The following is a 16,973-nucleotide window of genomic DNA, read 5'->3' on the forward strand; positions in this document are numbered from 1 at the left end:
AATGAGGGGGCTAGCTCAATACGAAGGTGTCAAAAAGTCGAAATCGTGAATGTTTTTCTTCAATAAATAAGCTAGTTCACTGAGCAAACTCATTACGCGCTACCAGTACCTTATTGTATGGAAGCGCGCTGATTCTTGAGGTGTTGACTGTTATTGTTCCAATATTCATAACAATAGGTTCTATCGCTAGCGTCTAATGAAGTTTCCCCATGTAATATAATCCTGTCTTATCAAGGTAAGCCATACCTGCTCACTCCACGAGGTATGGAATTTAGCTAACTTTTATCCCCTAGATATTCGAGAATACGATGAAACAAGATGATGCACCGATTGGCTTTTGGTTCGGACAGTTAAAACACTTAGTTTTTGCCAGCATACTGCTGGCGATGACGTGCTTGCTATGGGCCTATTTAGGCGCTCCTTATCCAGCGGTCTTTTGGGCCGCGGTAATAGTGCCAATTGCTCACCAAGTTTTTGTTTGGCTTTCATGGCGTATAGCACTTCGTGTTTCTGATGAGCGAAAGTCAGCTTTTTTTAAACCCTACATAGCAGGGTTCTTCTTGTTATTTTCTGGGCGTTTTATGTCTTTATTTGTGTTGGCTTATTTAGACCGCGGAAGCCTGAATTTATCTACTGGGCTTGCGGCTACACTTGCTGGTGCTTGTTTAGTGTTAGGAGTTTACGCTATGTATAGCGTTAGGCGATATTTTGGCATGCGCCGCGCAGCTGGCGCCGATCATTTCGAATCTCGATTTAGGCAAATGCCATTTGTTAAACAAGGCATATTTCGCTTCACTAGCAATGCCATGTATGTGTACGCCTTCTTATTATTCTGGGCCATCGCGTTAAGCTTTAACTCCGCAGCGGCTCTGGTAGTGGCGGCATTTAGTCACTTATATATTTGGGTGCATTATTTCTGCACCGAGAAGCCTGACATGGACTTTATTTACGGCAGTAATAATTAGTCTCTTAAACAACAAAACCGCAGGCTAAGCTGCGGTTTTAGTTTAAATGGCCTTAAGCAAATTGCTTACTTAACTCGGCACAAAAAGCCTTTTAGGTAGTGGCCTTCTGGGTAGGGGCCGCCAACGGGGTGATCTTCCGCTTGTTCTAGGGTTTTCAAAAACTGCATTTCACGTTTTGCATCAATTGCTGCATCGGCCACAATTTTTTGAAACAAGCTGGTAGGCATAAGGCCTGAGCACGAGTACGTGAGTAATATGCCACCCGGACGAAGCATTTGCATGGCCAGCATGTTGATGTCTTTGTAGCCACGGCTGGCGCGAGTTAGGCTGGCTTTACTGTCGACAAATTTAGGTGGGTCTAACACTATCATGTCGAACTGCTCGTCACAGTCGCGGTAAGCGCGTAGCTGCTTAAATACATCAGCATTTAACTGAGTAATCTTGTTTGCATTTAAACCATTTAGCTCAACATTTTGATTGGCAATCTCTAAGGCCGCATCAGACACGTCAATGTTTACTACTTTTTTCGCGCCGCCAGCTAAGGCATAGGTGCCAAAACCACCGGTGTAACAAAAGCAGTTGAGGATCTTTTTGCCCTTGGCCAGTTGGCCAACTAGTTTGCGGTTATTACGCTGATCAAGGTAGTAACCGGTTTTGTGGCCAGTTTCTACGTTAATTAACAAACGTAGGCCGTTTTCTTCTATTTCCATCGGTTGAGCTGGAAGCTCACCATGAATGAGACCTTGGGTTTGTTCTAGGCCTTCTTTTTTGCGCACAGCTACATCTGAACGTTCGTAAATAACATCGTCTGGGAAGCAGTGTTTTAGGGCCTCTACTAAGTTAGCGCGTTGAAACTCTGCGCCAGCACTTAATAGCTGCAAAACCAATACATTGGCATAGCGGTCAATAGTAATACCCGGTAAGCCATCGTTTTCGCCTGCGACTAAGCGATAAGCATTGGTATCGGCAAATTCTGGCAAAATGCTACGAGCAGCATTGGCATCTTGTAAGCGCTGAATAAAGTACTGCTTATCAATTTGTTGCTGTTGATCAAAGCTCCATACTCGTGCGCGAATTTGAGAATCAGGCGAGTAAGCGGCGGTGGCTAAGTATTTCCCCTCAGCACTATATACTTCAACCGTTTCACCGGAGAGCGGCTTGCCCGACACTTTATGAATGCCGTTAGAGAAAATCCACGGATGGCGACGCAACAATGCTTTGTCGCGTTTGGCTTTAAGGGTAATGATGCCGCTCATGTTTTGCTTCCTAATTGGTAATGCCGCGCATTATAAGCGTCTTGCTTGGCAAAACCCAAGTATAGTCTGGCTTTATTCAGCAAAAGCAGGTGTTTTTGGTGGCTTAAGCCGAAATCGAAAAAGCCAAGCTTTTCGGCTTGGCTTTATTGACTACTTACTAAGATGAAGCGGCTTACAAATTGCTCATGGCCTTGCCGTTCATTTCTTTTTCAAGGCCGGTATTTAAGGCCGAGCGCTGGCTGGTGCGTTTACGGTATGCCATTAACTTGGGTGGAAGTTGTTGTTGAAAGCTCATTGCCCAATTTAGGGTGTGACAGAGTAAAACATCTGCCACGGTAAACTGCTCGCCGCATAGGTAGCCTTCTTCTGGCACCCAAAGCTCGGCAATGGCGGCTGCTTTATCAAATTCCCAGGTGGCGGTTTCTTGCATTTCGGGCAGGCGATGCTCTTCTGGCAGAGCAAAGCGATGTTTGCCCATGCTCCAAAGTGCTTGCTCTAATTCGCAAATAGTAAAGCTTACCCAGCGATGATGTAGAGCGGATTGATCACTGCCCGGAGTGGGCAAAAATTGTGGGCCGTATTTCTCGGCCAGATATAGGCATATGGCGGCCGACTCGTTAAACACTAACTCGCCATCTTTAAGGGCGGGTACCTTTCCACATGGGTTTAGGCTTAAATATTCTTCGCTGCGGTGTTCGGCGTTTTGAAAATTAATGTAGTGGTAGTTCCACTCTAGGCCTAGCTCTTCCAGCATCCAAGATACACGCAATGAACGTGAGCGTGGAGAACCGTATAAAGTAATCATTGAGGCAATCCTTTTTAGCTACAACAAGGGCAAATTCAGCTATAGCATAGAAGCAAGTGGAGCCTATCGCTATAGTTTAGTGGCTTTAATTGATTAAAAAGCTATCAGTGGCTAAGTGCAGATAGTTAAGCGCTTCAAGCGTTTATCTTATCTCTGTTCTCTTGAATCTAAATGATATTTATTTTCAATCACTTGAGAATGAAAGATGTCGGTGGCCTAGGCTCGTTTTCTGGGTCTGAACTGGGTAGACTATGTGCTCATTTTTTAGTGGTAGACGGACTCATCATGCAACAGCAAGTGGTTAAAACTGTTCGCAAAGCAACATGGATTGGCTCTATTGCCAATGTGTTTTTGGCGATTCTTAAAATTGGTGTAGGCAAGCTTACTGGTAGCCAAGCGCTGGTCGCCGATGGAGTACACAGTTTTTCTGATTTAGTCACCGATGCCGCCATTTTAATAGGCTCTCGTTATTGGGCTGCCCCTGCCGATAAAGAACACCCCTATGGCCATGGCCGTTTTGAAACGCTCACTAATATTTTTATTGGTGCATTGTTAATATTGGTCGGCGTTGGCATTGCTTGGGATTCGATAAACTCCTTAACCGCCAATGAAACCAGTAACCCTGGGGCATTAGCCTTAGCGGCTGCATTGGTGTCGATAGTTGTAAAAGAAGTGTTATACCGCTGGACACTAATTCAAGCCAAACGTGTTAACAGCCGCGCTTTGCACGCCAACGCTTGGCACCACCGCAGTGATGCCCTAAGTTCGTTACCGGTTGCAGTAGCGGTATTGGCCAACTACTTCTTTCCGCATTTACATTATTTGGATCAAATTGCTGCTTTATTGGTTACTGCGATGATTCTAAAGGCCGCCTGGGAAATTATATGGCCAGCTATGCAAGAGATTACTGAAAAAGAAGCGGATGAAAAGTTAGAGCAGAAAATTCAGCATCATGCGGTTAGCAATGATGAGATAAAAGAAGTTCATGCGATTCGCAATCGCCGCGTGGGCAGTGCCATTTTGGTAGACTTTCACTTATTGGTTGACCCAGACATGAGTGTAGATAAAGCACATACCATTAGTGAAGAGTTTAAAGATCATTTGATGCAAGAGTTAGATGAAGTGGTGGATGTGATTATTCACATTGAGCCGTTCAATTGTGCCGAACGAGTCTTAAACCCCTGCTGTGACAGTTGTGATGATGAGCTCGCCAGCGAACAGACATAGTTAACTTAAGCTAGCAGCAAAAAAGAGCGCCAACCAGCGCTCTTTTTTATTGTCTTGATGAAATTATTCTAAGCACTTGCTATTTGTTTCATAAATATATGGAATCGGTTCCATTTTGCGCTTTTGATGCTTGAGGCTAGCCTGGCTGGTGCTCATGCTGGTGGTAACAGCAATGAGCAAAGCAGAGCGAGCAAATGGCGACCATTAAAGATGTGGCAAAACTAGCCGAGGTTGGCGTAGGCACGGTATCGCGTTCATTGTCGGGAAATGGTGGAGTATCGGCTAAAGCACAACAGCGAATTAGCCAAGCCATGCTCCAACTAAATTATCGGCCTAATAGCTTTGCTCGCGCCTTATCAACACAGCGTTCCAATATTATTGGCGTGTGGTTACCTTCTTTATCAGGTTCTTTTTACCAGCATATATTGCACGCCATTGAGTTAGAGCTGCGGCGTCACGATAAACACCTCATTTTGGCCAATGCCGAAGGTGCTGGCAGTAATGAAGCTTGCTTACAACACCTTGATTACTTAATTCGTCGCGACTGTGATGGGGTATTAATGGTATGTCCAGAAATGGCTGTATCCGACTTGCTCAGCGCACAAGCCAGTTACCCGCCGTTAGTCTTTATTAATCATTCGGTGGATTTACTGTCTGCAGAGTCTTTTAGTGTTGATCATTACTTAGGGGGCAAATTAGCTGCCGCCGCCTTACTTGAACAGGGCCACCAAAACATTGCCTGTATCACTGGGCGATTAAGCGCCCAAGATGCTCAGCAGCGCCAGCAGGGCTTTGTGAATGAGTTAGCCAGACAAGACCGGCCAATTAATCCCAAGTTGGTTATTGAAGGTAGCTTTGATTTTGAAGAGTGCCGAGCAGCCATTCATCAATTGTTAAGCAGTGGCCTCGCGTTTGACGCATTGTTTTGTGGTAACGACAAGGTGGCGTTAGTGGCGTTATCAATGCTGCAAAGTGCTGGCATCAAGGTGCCTCAACAAGTGGCGGTATTGGGTTACGACAATGTCGACTTTGCTGCTTATGCTTCTCCGCCCTTAAGCACCATTAGCATTCCTATAGAGCAAATGGCCAGTGCCGCCTGTCGGCGAGTACTCAACATGGCTTACGATTTGCAGTTAACAATTCCTAAAGTGGAATCACCTCGTTTTATTGCACGTGCTAGTACACCTTAGAGTCCTTTGATGATCACAAACAAGAGTTAAAACATGGCTAAGTTTATTGAAGACGGAACGCGTTATCAGCTTGACGACCCATGCATAGCGCCGAATAGCGCCGCCTATTTGTGGAACAAAAAAATGATGCTGCACATGAACTGTCGTGGTTATGCAGTGAGTCAATATATGGATCCTGAACCACGAAAGTACACCCATGTACCTAACTTAGCTGCGCAAAGCTTTATGCAGCCCGAGCAGCCTTATTTTAGTCATCACCCGGGGCGCTTTTTTTATTTAAGAGATAACCAAACGGGCGAGATGTTCTCGGCACCTTACGAGCCGATGCGGGTAAGTTTAGATGCTTATGCATTTGAACCTGGCTTGGCAGATATTCGCTGGAAAATTGAAAAACTGGATATCGAGCTCACTATCACGCTTAGTTTGGCAGCGAATGATGTACTAGAACTCTGGCAAATACGCGTGGTTAATCTAAGTAACCACGCTAGAGACATTTCGCTTATACCTTATTTCCCCGTGGGTTATGCCTCGTGGATGAATATGGGAGGGCAATACAACACTGAGCTAAATGCGATTGTATGTAGCAGCGTAACCCCTTACCAGAAAGTAGATGATTACTTCAAAAATCAACACCTAAAAGATCTGACGTTTTTGTCTGCTAGTCGAATTCCTGATTATTATGAAGTGTCGCAAGCTGCCTTTGAAGGCGAAGGAGGCTTACATAACCCTAGTAGCCTGCAACATGGCGGTAACCTTGCTAATGGTGAGGCCCATTATGAATTGCCTGCGGCTATTATGCAGTTTCAATATTTGTTAGCGCCTAAAGCTAGCGACAGTTTGCGTTTATGTTTTGGGCCCGCTAAAGATAAGGCTGAGATTCAACAACTTAATCAACGCTATTTGCAGAGTGATGAGCAGCAAATAAAAGCGGAATCTGAAGATTATTTCTCGCAGGCGGAAGGCTGCATTAAGGTGAACACACCCGATCAGCAGTTTAATCACTTTGTGAATAATTGGTTGCCTAGACAGGTGTTTTATCATGGCGATAGCAATCGCCTTACTACCGACCCACAAACACGTAACTACTTGCAAGACGCCATGGGCATGGTGTATCTCAACCCCCAAGCTTGTAAACAGGCCATAATCACCGCGCTTCAACAACAGCAATTTAGTGGTGAAATGCCCGATGGTATTTTGCTTAGTGAGCAAGCAGAGCTGAAATACATCAATCAGGTGCCGCATACCGACCACCCCGTTTGGCTGGCTATTGTATTAAATGCCTATCTTCAAGAAACCAATGATTACAGTCTGTTGGAGCAGCCTTTAGCGTGGGCAGACCAAGCAACGCAGAGCAGTGTATTTGACCATGTTTCTAAGGCGATGCAGTTTTTATGTGAGGCTAATGATGAGCGAGGTTTACCGTATATTGATCAGGGTGATTGGTGCGACCCAATGAATATGGTGGGTTACCAAGGTAAAGGGGTGTCGGGTTGGTTAGCTGAAGCCATTTCTTATGCCTTACAGTTGTGGGTGCCTGTTTGCCAGAAGCTTAAGCAAACTCAGTTAGCAAACCAATTTGAGCAACATGCCACACAACTTAATCAGCGTATTAATCAGTATTTTTGGGACGGGCAGTGGTATGGCCGAGGGATAACCGATAACGGCGTATTATTTGGCGTAAGTAAGGATGTTGAAGGGCGTATTTTTCTTAATGCTCAAAGCTGGGCCTTATTATGTGGAGCCGCTAATCAGCAGCAAAGCCAACAAATGTTGGCAGCGATTGACGAGCAGCTCGACACGCCTTATGGGGTAATGATGAGCGCGCCTGCTTTTACCCAAATGCGCGATGATGTTGGCCGAGTGACCCAAAAATGGCCCGGCAGCGCAGAGAATGGTTCGGTGTATAACCATGCGGCGGCGTTTTATGCCGCATCGCTGTATGCCAATGGTTTGGGTGAACGAGCTTTTAAGGTATTGCGAAAAATGATCCCCTCCAATGAGGATGACGATTTAAGTATTCGTGGTCAGCTTCCGGTGTATTTGCCAAATTATTATCGTGGCGCTTACTACCAATACCCGCGTACTGCTGGTCGCTCTAGTAACTTGTTTAATACGGGAACCAGTGCTTGGTTTTATCAATTACTGGTTGAACAATTATTTGGCATGCGCGGTTGCAGCGAAGGCTTGCTGGTAAGCCCCCAGTTACCCAAAGAATGGTTGCATGCCTCGGCTCATCGCGAGTTTCGCGGCGCGACATTTGATATTGAGTTTGTGCAACAAGCTCTGCCAGAAAACGCTATACAGAAGTGTATTTCAGTAAGTGCTAACGTTTCGCAAAGTACTACACTTACCCTCTCGAATAAAAGCACCAATACACTGCTAATCAGTGGATTCACGCCAGGTGAGCATTACTCGCTAACGGTAACACTAAGCGGTGTAGAGACAGAACTTTTGGCTCAAACAACACGCGCGAAAAAGGTTGAATATGACGAACATTAAGCCCCCCATTATTTATATTATTATGGGCGTATCCGGCTCTGGAAAGTCTAGTGTTGGTAAAGCACTGGCGGAATGTTTGGGTTTTCAGTTTGTAGATGCAGACGATTTACACCCCACCAGTAATATTGAAAAAATGCAAAGCGGCCAGCCACTTAATGATCAAGACCGCTGGCCTTGGTTAGAACAAGTGACCCTATCTGCTGCTTCGTTTAGCCAGCGTGGGCAAAGCGTTGTGATTGTATGCTCAGCCTTAAAAAAAGCCTATCGCGATAAATTGAGAGAAATGTCTGGCACAGTGGGCTTTATTCATTTAGTCGGCACGCAAGCCTTAATTGAAACCCGCTTGCGACAACGAGAGCAGCATTTTATGCCCAGTGATTTGTTAAGCAGTCAATTCCAAGACTTAGAGTTACCTACAGCTGCGGAGCACGATGTAGTGAGTGTTTCGATAACCGGGCGTTTTGATATGGTTATGCAGCGTTGTATTCATGCCGCGAGTCATCTCGCTGAGGCGAACAAACCATGAACTCGATTATTGAGCAAGTGACTCAAACCATTCGCCAGCGCAGCAAAACCTTACGTGATGATTATGTGCAACGAATGCAGCAGCAAGCCGCAAAAGGCAGCTCCAGAGCGCGTTTAAGTTGCGGTAATTTAGCACATGCTGTGGCTGCCTGTAGTGAGCAGCAAAAAGGGCGCTTGCTAGATTTTACACGGGTAAATATTGCGATTATTAGTGCTTATAACGACATGTTAAGCGCACATCAACCGTATGCGGTATACCCGCAAAAGATTCAGCATTACTTGGCGAGCTTGGGCCACAGTGCTCAAGTGGCGGGTGGCGTGCCGGCAATGTGTGATGGGGTTACCCAAGGTCAAGAAGGCATGGATTTGTCTTTATATTCGCGTGATCTAATTGCTCAAAGTACCGCTATTGGATTAAGTCACCAAGGCTTTGATGGGTGCTTGCTGTTAGGCGTATGTGACAAAATAGCGCCTGGCCAACTAATAGGCGCTTTGTCTTTTGGTCATTTACCTACGGCTTTTGTGCCGAGTGGACCAATGCCTAGCGGGATCTCAAACGAGCAAAAAGTGGCTATTCGTCAGCAATACGCAGCGGGCGAACTGGATAAATCGGCCTTACAAGAGACCGAAAATAAGGCTTACCACGCACCCGGCACTTGTACCTTTTATGGCACTGCGAATACTAACCAATTGGTATTTGAAGCCATGGGATTAATGCTACCGGGCAGCGCCTTTGTTGAAGTGAATTCACCTCTTCGAGAAAAACTCACCGAGCAGCTTGCTAAACACATGGTAAAAATTGCCATGGGCAGCCCCAATTATCAGCCTTTGTATCGAGTGCTTGATGAAAAGGCTTTGGTGAATGGTTTGGTTGCGCTAATGGCATCGGGCGGCAGCACTAATCACACCCTGCATATGATAGCGATAGCCCGTGCTGCAGGGCTGATATTAACCTGGGATGATTTTGCGCAACTGGCTAAAGCAGTGCCGCAGCTCTCGAGTATGTACCCTAATGGCCCAGCCGATATTAATGCCTTTGAGCATGCGGGCGGGGTACCTTGCTTATTGCGTTTGTTAGCGCAACGCGGTTTGTTGCATATGGATGCGAATACCATTTATGGCCAGCTTAGCGATTACTTACAATCTCCTTATTTGGAGAATGGCGAGCTATGCTGGCGTAGTGCAAGTGAAAGCCTAAATAGCAGCGTGATTGCCGCCGATAAGCATCAGTTTGCCGACAACGGTGGCTTACAATTACTCAGCGGTAACCTAGGCAGGGCAGTGATTAAAACCAGCGCGGTAGCCGTGAGCCAGCAAGTAATTACAGCGCCCGCTAAAATCTTTGATTGCCAGCATCAAGTGGTAGAGGCTTACCAAAAAGGTTTATTGAATCAAGATGTGGTGGTCGTGGTTCGTTATAACGGGCCTGCAGCCAATGGCATGCCAGAACTACACAAGTTGATGCCGATACTGGGTAACCTTCAGAAACAAGGTTTTAAAGTGGCCTTGGTAACAGATGGTCGCTTATCGGGTGCTTCAGGCAAAATACCCTCTGCTTTACATCTAAGTCCTGAAACTGCTAAAGGTGGCATATTAGCTAAGTTACGCGATGGAGATTTGATTCAGCTCGATGCAATAAGTGGCACGCTTAACTGCCAACTAGATGTGCAGCAGTTAAGTGCGAGAGAGATTGAGCAAGACAGCAAAACTCAACAGCACTTTGGTACCGGCAGAGAGCTATTTCAACCATTCCGCCGCTTAATTGGCAGTGCCGAAAATGGCGCTAGTGTATTGTTCGATTAGTTAATATTAGTAAGAAGGTGAAACGGCTTAGCCAACACCATTGTTTGGCTTGTGTCGGCACGCTGTGCGAGGTTAAGCGTTAGCTTGACTCTGCACAACTAACGGCGAGTTTAGCGAAATTCCATGACTCACTTTAATACCTACCGCAATGCTCAAGGCTATTGGGATCAATAACAATATAGTAAGAGTAATTCTGTTCATAAAGGCGACCTCTTGCTACCTACATTACATTAGACCGCATAAACGGCAATTTCATTCATAATTTAACGTCAACAAGTCCCGCTTAGCCCACTCAAGGCTGTTTTATTTGCTGATTTTGGGTTCTTCGTAATCCTTTTCTTATCGTTTCTTTGGTGCTTCAGCTATCTGTGCTCTGTTATTGAAGTAACAAAATATTCCTTCCTATAAGCTCAGCTTAAACCTGCTCATTTTCCATTTCTCTTACTTATCGCCACACTTGTGCGATAAAAATCAATTGCTTAAGAGAAGTCTCATGAGAAAGAGTAACAAACAGCGTAAACAGCCATCTTCACAGCGTGCATTTGTGGCGGCCGCTTTAGTGTTCGGTGTGTTTAATACTGCCTTAGTTAGCGCTAATCCCTGTGATGGTAATGTGATTACTGATGCGGTTGATGGCGCGATTATTGGTGGTGTAGCAGGGGCTATTGTAGGCAATGCTGGCAATGGTGCGGCCATAGGCGCAGGGGCTGGAGTGATTGCTGGCGCTTACGATGAAGAAGAGTGTGCCCGTTATGAGCGCGAGTTTGTTGAAGATGCAATGGTTGAAGATATCTACCAGCAGCATTTAGATGATGAGATTGACGCGGAGCTTATTTACGGTGAGTAAGCCAATGATTAGCCTTTTTAAGGCTGGCGTCCAATGCCTCTCTTTGAGTGTATCCGCATGTTAAAAAAATATGTTTGGAGCTTAGCCCTGCTCGCGGGAACGGTTAGCGCTAAATCAACCTGGGATCAATTTCGCGACCCTGTAGATGGTAAGCTAGATGTCTCTGAATGGGCCTTAGAGAATGCCCACGGATTTTTGCTGTTTCCTGCGCTAATTACCGATCCTGCTATTGGTAATGGCGGGCTATTAGGTGCCATTTTTTTCCACGAAACTGAAGAGCAAAAAGAGGAACGCCGACGAACGAATACTGCAACAACTATCTCGCCGAGCGTTTCTGGCATTGTGGGTGGCGGTACCAACAATGGTACCCAGTTCTTTGGAGCCTTCCACTCCGGTAACTGGCTCAACGATGGCATTCGTTATGAAGGGGGCATATTCCAAGGCTTAATCAACATTGATTTTTACGGCGCGGGAGATCCGGTAAAAATGACCGCCGATGGATTTCTTACTCAGCATGACCTAGATATTCGTATCGCCAACAGTAACTGGTTTGTGAATGGGGGCTACAAGCTGAGTGGTGGTGATTTAAACTTTGAAGGTGTGGGTAAAACTGAGTCTAGAGATGCGGCTTTTTCTTATGGCTTGCTGTATGAATCCTTAGACAACCAGTTTTCGCCAAACAACGGTATTAAGGCTCGTGTAAAAGTGTCTGAACACGGCAGCTATGCTGGGGGCGACCACGATTTTACTCGATTTAACTCGTACATTAATGCTTATCAAACGTTGTCGGATAAGTGGCGAGTCTCTGGCCGTGTGGTTGCTACCGCAGTTAGTGAGGGGGCGCCTGCTTGGGAGCTTCCTTTTATTGATATTCGCGGTATCCCGGCGATGCGCTATCAAGGTGAGCAGGTAGCGTCTGCTGAAGTAGAACTTGCCTACGCGCTAAATAAGCGCTGGGAATTGATTGGTTTTACGGGCGCAGGCTCAGCTTATAATCAAGGCCAAGATAGCGAGTTACAAACCATTTATGGTGGTGGGTTCAGACACTTAATCGCTCGCCAATTAGGTTTGAAATGGGGCATTGATATTGCGCAGCATAAAAACGACACCGCTGTGTATTTGCAGTTTGGCTCAGCATGGTAGCGTTTAAATGTATGGTAAATCTGAAATAAAAAACGGAGCACTACGCTCCGTTTTAAGTTTATTGTTCAGCTAGCTTATTTAGCCGGTTTTAATTAACTGATTCATGTCTTTCACCAGCTTATTAAAGGCTGTTAGCTCTTGTTTATCAATCGCCGATGCCAGCGGGATTTTAGCCGTCATCGCGTTTACCGCACGGCCATTTATGTGGAATTCATAATGTAGGTGAGGGCCAGTAGAACGTCCGGTGTTACCTGACTCTGCTATGACTTGACCACGTGTGACTCGCTGACCTTTTCGTACTTTAAATTTGTTTAAGTGCAGGTAGCGCGAGCGATATTTACCGCCGTGTTGAATCACTAAGTATTTACCGGCATAAGGATGGTTTTCTATTCGAGTCACCACACCATCGCCTGCTGCGAGTACCGGGGTGCCAATGGCTACTGGGAAATCAGTACCGTTGTGCGGGGATATTCGCCCTGTTACCGGGTGCTTGCGACGAGGGTTAAACCCGGAGCTAACTCGTTGGGCACGTTTTAATGGTACCCGCATAAAGGCTCGTGCAAGGCTTTCGCCATCTTTATCGTAGTAGTTGCCGTTACTAAATAGGTAAGCGCTATATTCATTGCCACGATTAAACATGCGCACCGCGCTAATTTCGCTCTGACCGGTTAACTCATCATCAATGTATTGGCGGTTTCTTACCACTTGGAATACATCACCCGCTCGAAAATCACGTGAAAAACGAATTTTGTCTTTGAACATGGTGGCCACTTGTTCAACTTCACTTGGACTTAATCCGGCTTTACGGGCAGATACGTAAAAGCTGCCTTCAATGGTGCCGCTAATGGCTTGTTTTTGCCATTGGCCTTCAATGCTAACGGTTTCGTATTCAAAGGTCGTGGGATCGACACGCTTAAAGACAATTTGTTGAGCTGGGTTAAAAGCAAGTTGCAGAGCTTGTAGCTCCTGTTTGTCATGATCGATAGTAAAGGTAAGTTCATGCCCTGGGCTTAGAGTATCAAGTGCCAACACCGAGATGTCAGCTTCTAATACTTGATACATTGTGGTTTGCGTTATCTCGAAACGGGTGAAAATCTTACCTAAAGTATCACCATCTTTGATGGTGTACTGGTAACTGCGTACGCCGCCAACTAGTGGCTCGCTGTTTGACGCGGTAGTGGACTCTGGTGATTGAACAGCTGAGTCTGCTTGTGGCTTGCTAGTGTTTACTGCTGGCTGTTTAAACTGCGCTGAACTGGGCTCTGGGCGAGGTTTTTGTTTCACTAAATCAATAGCTTCACGTGAGCTACTGCTTAAGTCGAAAACTAAACCATCGTTTTGCTTAGTGAAGCTGTTTTGTGGCAGCTCGATCAGTTGGCGAGAACCCGCACTTGATGAGGTGGTTTTTGACGAGGGCCAAAAGCTTGCGATAGTAATAACGGCACCGCAGGCCAAAATAAGTTGCCAATGTTTGTTGGGCAGCCTGCTCGGGCGGCCAAACAGTTGGGCTTTACTGTTAAACATAGTGTCTTTTACCTATTAAACGCTGTCTTAACGCAGCTGTTGTTATAGTGTTTTCAGTGGCGATGTTCGCCATTATCAGTGCTATATTCATGCGCTCTGCCTAGGTTGGCAGCTGGCGCATAAGCCTTGAAATTCGTAACTTTGAGGATGCAGGCTAAACCCTTGTTGCCCTGCAAAATGATCTAACTCTAGCTTTAGCTCACTGGATAAATTCATTTGAGTCACACTTTTACAATCGGTACATATAAGTAAGGGGTGCGGTGCAAAGCTCTCTTGCTGCTGGCTTACTAAGTAACGACTTGTAGATTCAATATGCTGAATGAAGTGATGCTGAATTAAAAATTCTAGAGCTCGATAAACCGTTGGCGGTTTGGTTTTAGGCTGCTGCTGTTGCAGCTCTGCGAGTACGTCGTAGGCGCTAAGTGGTGCATTTTGTTTATGTAAAATGGCTAACACGGCGGCACGATTAGGAGTGAGCTTGAGTTTCTGCTGATGACAGTAATCACTTACGCGTTGTATATAATTAGCAGTAATCATGAAATACCGAGTAAAAACAAGGGTTAGCAAGGGGAGCTGTGAACACCCTCAAAATTTGAGCGTTACATTATAACATTGGTCGTGGTTTGGCAAGCTACAAGCCCTATTGAAAGGGCTGTTTGTGATTGTTAGCTCAGTATTTAAGTCTTTGTAAAGGCTGGATTAAAAACCGTCGTTGTTTAGCTACATGTCATCGCCACTTTAATCGCTAAACCGCCTTGTGAAGTTTCGCGGTATTTGGCGTTCATGTCTTTACCGGTGGCATACATGGTTTCGATGACTCTATCGAGGGATACGCGAGACTCATTGGTTCGCCTCAACGCCATGCGGCTTGAGTTAATCGCTTTTACTGCGGCAATCGCGTTACGCTCAATACACGGCACTTGTACTTGGCCAGCAACTGGATCGCAGGTTAGGCCCAAATTGTGTTCCATACCAATTTCCGCCGCTTCACAGACTTGCATAGGGCTACCGCCAAGTAGCTCTGCTAAACCCGCAGCAGCCATGGAGCAGGCAACACCCACTTCGCCTTGGCAACCAACTTCTGCACCCGATACCGACGCATTGGTTTTATACAAAATGCCAATCGCACCTGAACACATCAAAAAACGTTGAACGGTTTCTTCATTTAAGGGTTCAATGAACTTGTTATAGTAAGCCAAAACCGCGGGGATTATACCCGCTGCGCCATTGGTGGGGGCGGTTACCACTCGGCCGCCAGCGGCGTTTTCTTCACTAACCGCTAAAGCAAACAAATTCACCCAATCGATAATGTCCATAGGGTCTTTGCTCATTGAACCGCGCCCTTTTAGTTGGCGTAGCAAAGAAGCTGCTCGCCGTGGCACGCGTAACGGACCTGCCAGTATGCCTTCGGTTTTGCAACCTCGGTCGATGGCTTGTGACATGGTTTGCCAAAGTGTGCTGGTTTGTTGGTTGATGATGGTTTGAGAGTTAAATGCTCGTTCATTGGCACGAACTAAGCCACTTATCGACATTCCGTTTTTGCGGCATTGCTCCAACAAGGAAGCTGCTGAATTATAAGGAAAAGGCACGCTAATTGTTTGCGTGTTTGTTTGGCCAAAGTGTTGTTCTTCTACTACAAAGCCACCGCCAGTAGAGTAGTAGGTTATCGATTTGATGTTCAGGTTGCCTTGCCAAGCATGAATCACCATGCCGTTTTCGTGTAACGGCAAACAAGTGGAATGAAAAGTTAATGCCTTAGCAGGAAACGCCACTTGGTGTTGGTTGTTGGCTACCTTAAGTATTGCGGTTTGTTCTAAGTGTTGTACAAAGCCTGCAATAGCATCGATATCTACATTGTGGGGTAGGTTTCCTGCTAATCCCATAATAATGGCTGTGTCAGTGTGGTGGCCTTTGCCTGTTAACGACAAGGATCCATATACATCAACGGTAATGCTATCTACTTGTTTAAGTATCTGGGCTTGGGTTAACTGTTGAATAAAGTTATGAGCGGCAATCATCGGCCCAACGGTGTGTGAGCTAGATGGGCCTATACCCACCTTAAACACATCAAAAATACTAAGCATCAATTCTCTCGAATAAAAAAGGCAGAAGCACGTGACTTCTGCCCTAAAAATTAGCTGATAAATCTATAGGATTAGGCGGTTTTAAGCCTTAAAGGGTAAAACGGCTGGTGGCTACAATTTATGGCTAGTGAATAGCGGCGCCTAGGGTAATGAGAAAGCGTGATTCGGTAAACTGATTTTTGAGGGTTTTACGCTAAACAGACTTAGAATGTGTAAATATTTAATAAAGGTGGCTTAGATTGGTGGATTTTTAGAAGCTTTGCTCGCTTTGTGGTCACTCAACACTAATTTTGGAAAAAGCGGTTGACTTGTTTAGGCTAAAAACGTTTAATAGCCGCCGTTGCCCGGATAGCTCAGTCGGTAGAGCAGAGGATTGAAAATCCTCGTGTCGGTGGTTCGATTCCGCCTCCGGGCACCACCTTTTAAAAGCCTGCTTTTTAGCAGGCTTTTTTCATTTCCGTCCCCTAGAAAATAATGACACCTTAGTTACCTGTATTTGGATAATGAATGATGTCGTGAAATACCGCTGTTTGCGGGTGCAAATTTCTATAACCATGTTCTTGATCCGCTGCAAAGCGAAGCGCTTGGCCTTTTTGCAAGCTTAGCCATTGCCTGTTAACCAGTACTTCCATTTCTCCGCTTATTACAATGATATGCTCGCTCACACCCGGTTCGTGAGGCTCGGATACGCGTTGATAACCCGTTAATAGGGTGAGCTCGTACATCTCAAAGCCGTATTTTTCTTCATAGGGAAATAGAGTCGCTACTAGCATGTTGTCGCTGGCAGGTTGTTGACGAAGCTGGTCAGCTGTTCTTATTTGTAGCGAACTTTGTTCACTGATACTGGGCTCTAAAAAGGTAGACAGTGAAGTAGAAAAGCCTCCCGCTATTTTCCACAAGGTGGCAATAGTAGGGCTAGATTCCCCACGCTCTATTTGGCCTAGCATGGCTTTACTCACGCCAGTTTGTTTGGCTGCGGTGTCTAAGCTCCACTTTTTTTGTTGACGTTGTGTTTTTAAGGCTTGAGCGAGGTATTGGTTGAGCGCGTGCAATTAGCCACCTAATGAATTCAAAAAATAATTTGTACGTTATAACGCACAAGTGC

15 protein-coding genes and 1 tRNA gene are annotated in these 16,973 nt (G+C 45.7%); 9 read left to right on the top strand and 7 right to left on the bottom strand.

Annotated elements, in window-relative coordinates:
- Positions 1-308 precede the first annotated feature (308 nt).
- Positions 309-965 carry a methyltransferase gene (locus Q4592_RS04945; protein WP_303510514.1) on the top strand — a complete coding sequence of 219 codons (657 nt, stop codon included), beginning with the start codon at positions 309-311 and terminating at the stop codon, positions 963-965.
- A gap of 65 nt (positions 966-1,030) precedes the next feature.
- Here the strand turns inward: Q4592_RS04945 and Q4592_RS04950 are convergent, their stop codons facing one another.
- Together Q4592_RS04950 and Q4592_RS04955 are read right to left on the bottom strand one after the other, a co-directional pair.
- Positions 1,031-2,221, bottom strand: a complete 1,191-nt coding sequence (locus tag Q4592_RS04950) for a class I SAM-dependent methyltransferase (protein WP_303510517.1) — start codon at positions 2,219-2,221, stop codon at positions 1,031-1,033.
- A gap of 172 nt (positions 2,222-2,393) precedes the next feature.
- Positions 2,394-3,026 carry a glutathione S-transferase family protein gene (locus Q4592_RS04955; RefSeq protein WP_303510519.1) on the bottom strand — a complete coding sequence of 211 codons (633 nt, stop codon included), beginning with the start codon at positions 3,024-3,026 and terminating at the stop codon, positions 2,394-2,396.
- Between the two features lie 198 nt (positions 3,027-3,224).
- Between Q4592_RS04955 and Q4592_RS04960 the strand changes: the two genes are divergently transcribed.
- The 5 genes from Q4592_RS04960 to edd all read left to right on the top strand — a co-directional run bounded on the left by Q4592_RS04960 (position 3,225) and on the right by edd (position 10,270).
- The gene (locus Q4592_RS04960) at positions 3,225-4,253 is read left to right on the top strand and encodes a cation diffusion facilitator family transporter (RefSeq protein ID WP_303510521.1); all 1,029 of its coding nucleotides are present in this window, start codon (positions 3,225-3,227) and stop codon (positions 4,251-4,253) included.
- A 194-nt stretch (positions 4,254-4,447) separates the two neighbouring features.
- The gene (locus Q4592_RS04965) at positions 4,448-5,443 is read left to right on the top strand and encodes a LacI family DNA-binding transcriptional regulator (protein ID WP_303510522.1); all 996 of its coding nucleotides are present in this window, start codon (positions 4,448-4,450) and stop codon (positions 5,441-5,443) included.
- 33 nt (positions 5,444-5,476) lie between these two features.
- Complete coding sequence (locus Q4592_RS04970; protein ID WP_303510524.1) at positions 5,477-7,942, top strand: amylo-alpha-1,6-glucosidase; 2,466 nt, start codon at positions 5,477-5,479, stop codon at positions 7,940-7,942.
- Entirely contained in the window at positions 7,929-8,468 is a 540-nt protein-coding gene (locus Q4592_RS04975; RefSeq protein WP_303510526.1) for a gluconokinase, read from the top strand. The genes Q4592_RS04970 and Q4592_RS04975 overlap by 14 nt, the downstream gene beginning before the upstream one ends.
- Positions 8,465-10,270, top strand: a complete 1,806-nt coding sequence (gene edd, locus Q4592_RS04980; protein ID WP_303510528.1) for a phosphogluconate dehydratase — start codon at positions 8,465-8,467, stop codon at positions 10,268-10,270. The genes Q4592_RS04975 and edd overlap by 4 nt, the downstream gene beginning before the upstream one ends.
- A gap of 72 nt (positions 10,271-10,342) precedes the next feature.
- Here edd and Q4592_RS04985 read toward each other — a convergent pair whose 3' ends face one another.
- Positions 10,343-10,471 (bottom strand): hypothetical protein, encoded by a 129-nt coding sequence (locus Q4592_RS04985; RefSeq protein WP_303510529.1) that lies wholly within the window; start codon positions 10,469-10,471, stop codon positions 10,343-10,345.
- Between the two features lie 292 nt (positions 10,472-10,763).
- On the opposite strand from Q4592_RS04985, the gene Q4592_RS04990 reads away from it, so the two are divergent.
- The gene (locus tag Q4592_RS04990; protein ID WP_303510530.1) at positions 10,764-11,117 is read left to right on the top strand and encodes a glycine zipper family protein; all 354 of its coding nucleotides are present in this window, start codon (positions 10,764-10,766) and stop codon (positions 11,115-11,117) included.
- A 57-nt stretch (positions 11,118-11,174) separates the two neighbouring features.
- Positions 11,175-12,260 (top strand): BamA/TamA family outer membrane protein, encoded by a 1,086-nt coding sequence (locus tag Q4592_RS04995; protein ID WP_303510533.1) that lies wholly within the window; start codon positions 11,175-11,177, stop codon positions 12,258-12,260.
- Positions 12,261-12,338: 78 nt separating this feature from the next.
- Here Q4592_RS04995 and Q4592_RS05000 read toward each other — a convergent pair whose 3' ends face one another.
- The 3 genes from Q4592_RS05000 to Q4592_RS05010 form a co-directional block, all read right to left on the bottom strand.
- The gene (locus tag Q4592_RS05000; protein WP_303510535.1) at positions 12,339-13,784 is read right to left on the bottom strand and encodes a peptidoglycan DD-metalloendopeptidase family protein; all 1,446 of its coding nucleotides are present in this window, start codon (positions 13,782-13,784) and stop codon (positions 12,339-12,341) included.
- Positions 13,785-13,871: 87 nt separating this feature from the next.
- Entirely contained in the window at positions 13,872-14,321 is a 450-nt protein-coding gene (locus tag Q4592_RS05005; protein ID WP_303510538.1) for a Fur family transcriptional regulator, read from the bottom strand.
- Positions 14,322-14,500: 179 nt separating this feature from the next.
- On the bottom strand, positions 14,501-15,868 hold the full coding sequence (locus Q4592_RS05010) for an L-serine ammonia-lyase (protein WP_303510542.1): 1,368 nt from the start codon (positions 15,866-15,868) through the stop codon (positions 14,501-14,503).
- A 342-nt stretch (positions 15,869-16,210) separates the two neighbouring features.
- On the opposite strand from Q4592_RS05010, the gene Q4592_RS05015 reads away from it, so the two are divergent.
- Positions 16,211-16,286: transfer RNA gene (locus Q4592_RS05015), tRNA-Phe, on the top strand.
- 64 nt (positions 16,287-16,350) lie between these two features.
- Here Q4592_RS05015 and Q4592_RS05020 read toward each other — a convergent pair.
- On the bottom strand, positions 16,351-16,920 hold the full coding sequence (locus Q4592_RS05020) for a helix-turn-helix domain-containing protein (protein ID WP_303510546.1): 570 nt from the start codon (positions 16,918-16,920) through the stop codon (positions 16,351-16,353).
- Between the last annotated feature and the right edge of the window lie 53 nt (positions 16,921-16,973).

This window comes from Agarivorans sp. 1_MG-2023 (assembly GCF_030548385.1).
GTDB lineage: Bacteria > Pseudomonadota > Gammaproteobacteria > Enterobacterales > Celerinatantimonadaceae > Agarivorans.

Excerpts from the sequence above, each read along its gene's own strand:
- edd (WP_303510528.1), top strand. The coding sequence starts at position 8,465 with ATGAACTCGATTATTGAGCAAGTGACTCAAACCATTCGCCAGCGCAGC.
- Q4592_RS05010 (WP_303510542.1), bottom strand. The coding sequence starts at position 15,868 with ATGCTTAGTATTTTTGATGTGTTTAAGGTGGGTATAGGCCCATCTAGC.
- Q4592_RS04960 (WP_303510521.1), top strand. The coding sequence starts at position 3,225 with ATGAAAGATGTCGGTGGCCTAGGCTCGTTTTCTGGGTCTGAACTGGGT.
- Q4592_RS04990 (WP_303510530.1), top strand. The coding sequence starts at position 10,764 with ATGAGAAAGAGTAACAAACAGCGTAAACAGCCATCTTCACAGCGTGCA.
- Q4592_RS04995 (WP_303510533.1), top strand. The coding sequence starts at position 11,175 with ATGTTAAAAAAATATGTTTGGAGCTTAGCCCTGCTCGCGGGAACGGTT.
- Q4592_RS05000 (WP_303510535.1), bottom strand. The coding sequence starts at position 13,784 with ATGTTTAACAGTAAAGCCCAACTGTTTGGCCGCCCGAGCAGGCTGCCC.
- Q4592_RS04950 (WP_303510517.1), bottom strand. The coding sequence starts at position 2,221 with ATGAGCGGCATCATTACCCTTAAAGCCAAACGCGACAAAGCATTGTTG.
- Q4592_RS04965 (WP_303510522.1), top strand. The coding sequence starts at position 4,448 with ATGGCGACCATTAAAGATGTGGCAAAACTAGCCGAGGTTGGCGTAGGC.
- Q4592_RS04970 (WP_303510524.1), top strand. The coding sequence starts at position 5,477 with ATGGCTAAGTTTATTGAAGACGGAACGCGTTATCAGCTTGACGACCCA.
- Q4592_RS04945 (WP_303510514.1), top strand. The coding sequence starts at position 309 with ATGAAACAAGATGATGCACCGATTGGCTTTTGGTTCGGACAGTTAAAA.
- Q4592_RS05005 (WP_303510538.1), bottom strand. The coding sequence starts at position 14,321 with ATGATTACTGCTAATTATATACAACGCGTAAGTGATTACTGTCATCAG.
- Q4592_RS04985 (WP_303510529.1), bottom strand. The coding sequence starts at position 10,471 with ATGAACAGAATTACTCTTACTATATTGTTATTGATCCCAATAGCCTTG.
- Q4592_RS04955 (WP_303510519.1), bottom strand. The coding sequence starts at position 3,026 with ATGATTACTTTATACGGTTCTCCACGCTCACGTTCATTGCGTGTATCT.
- Q4592_RS04975 (WP_303510526.1), top strand. The coding sequence starts at position 7,929 with ATGACGAACATTAAGCCCCCCATTATTTATATTATTATGGGCGTATCC.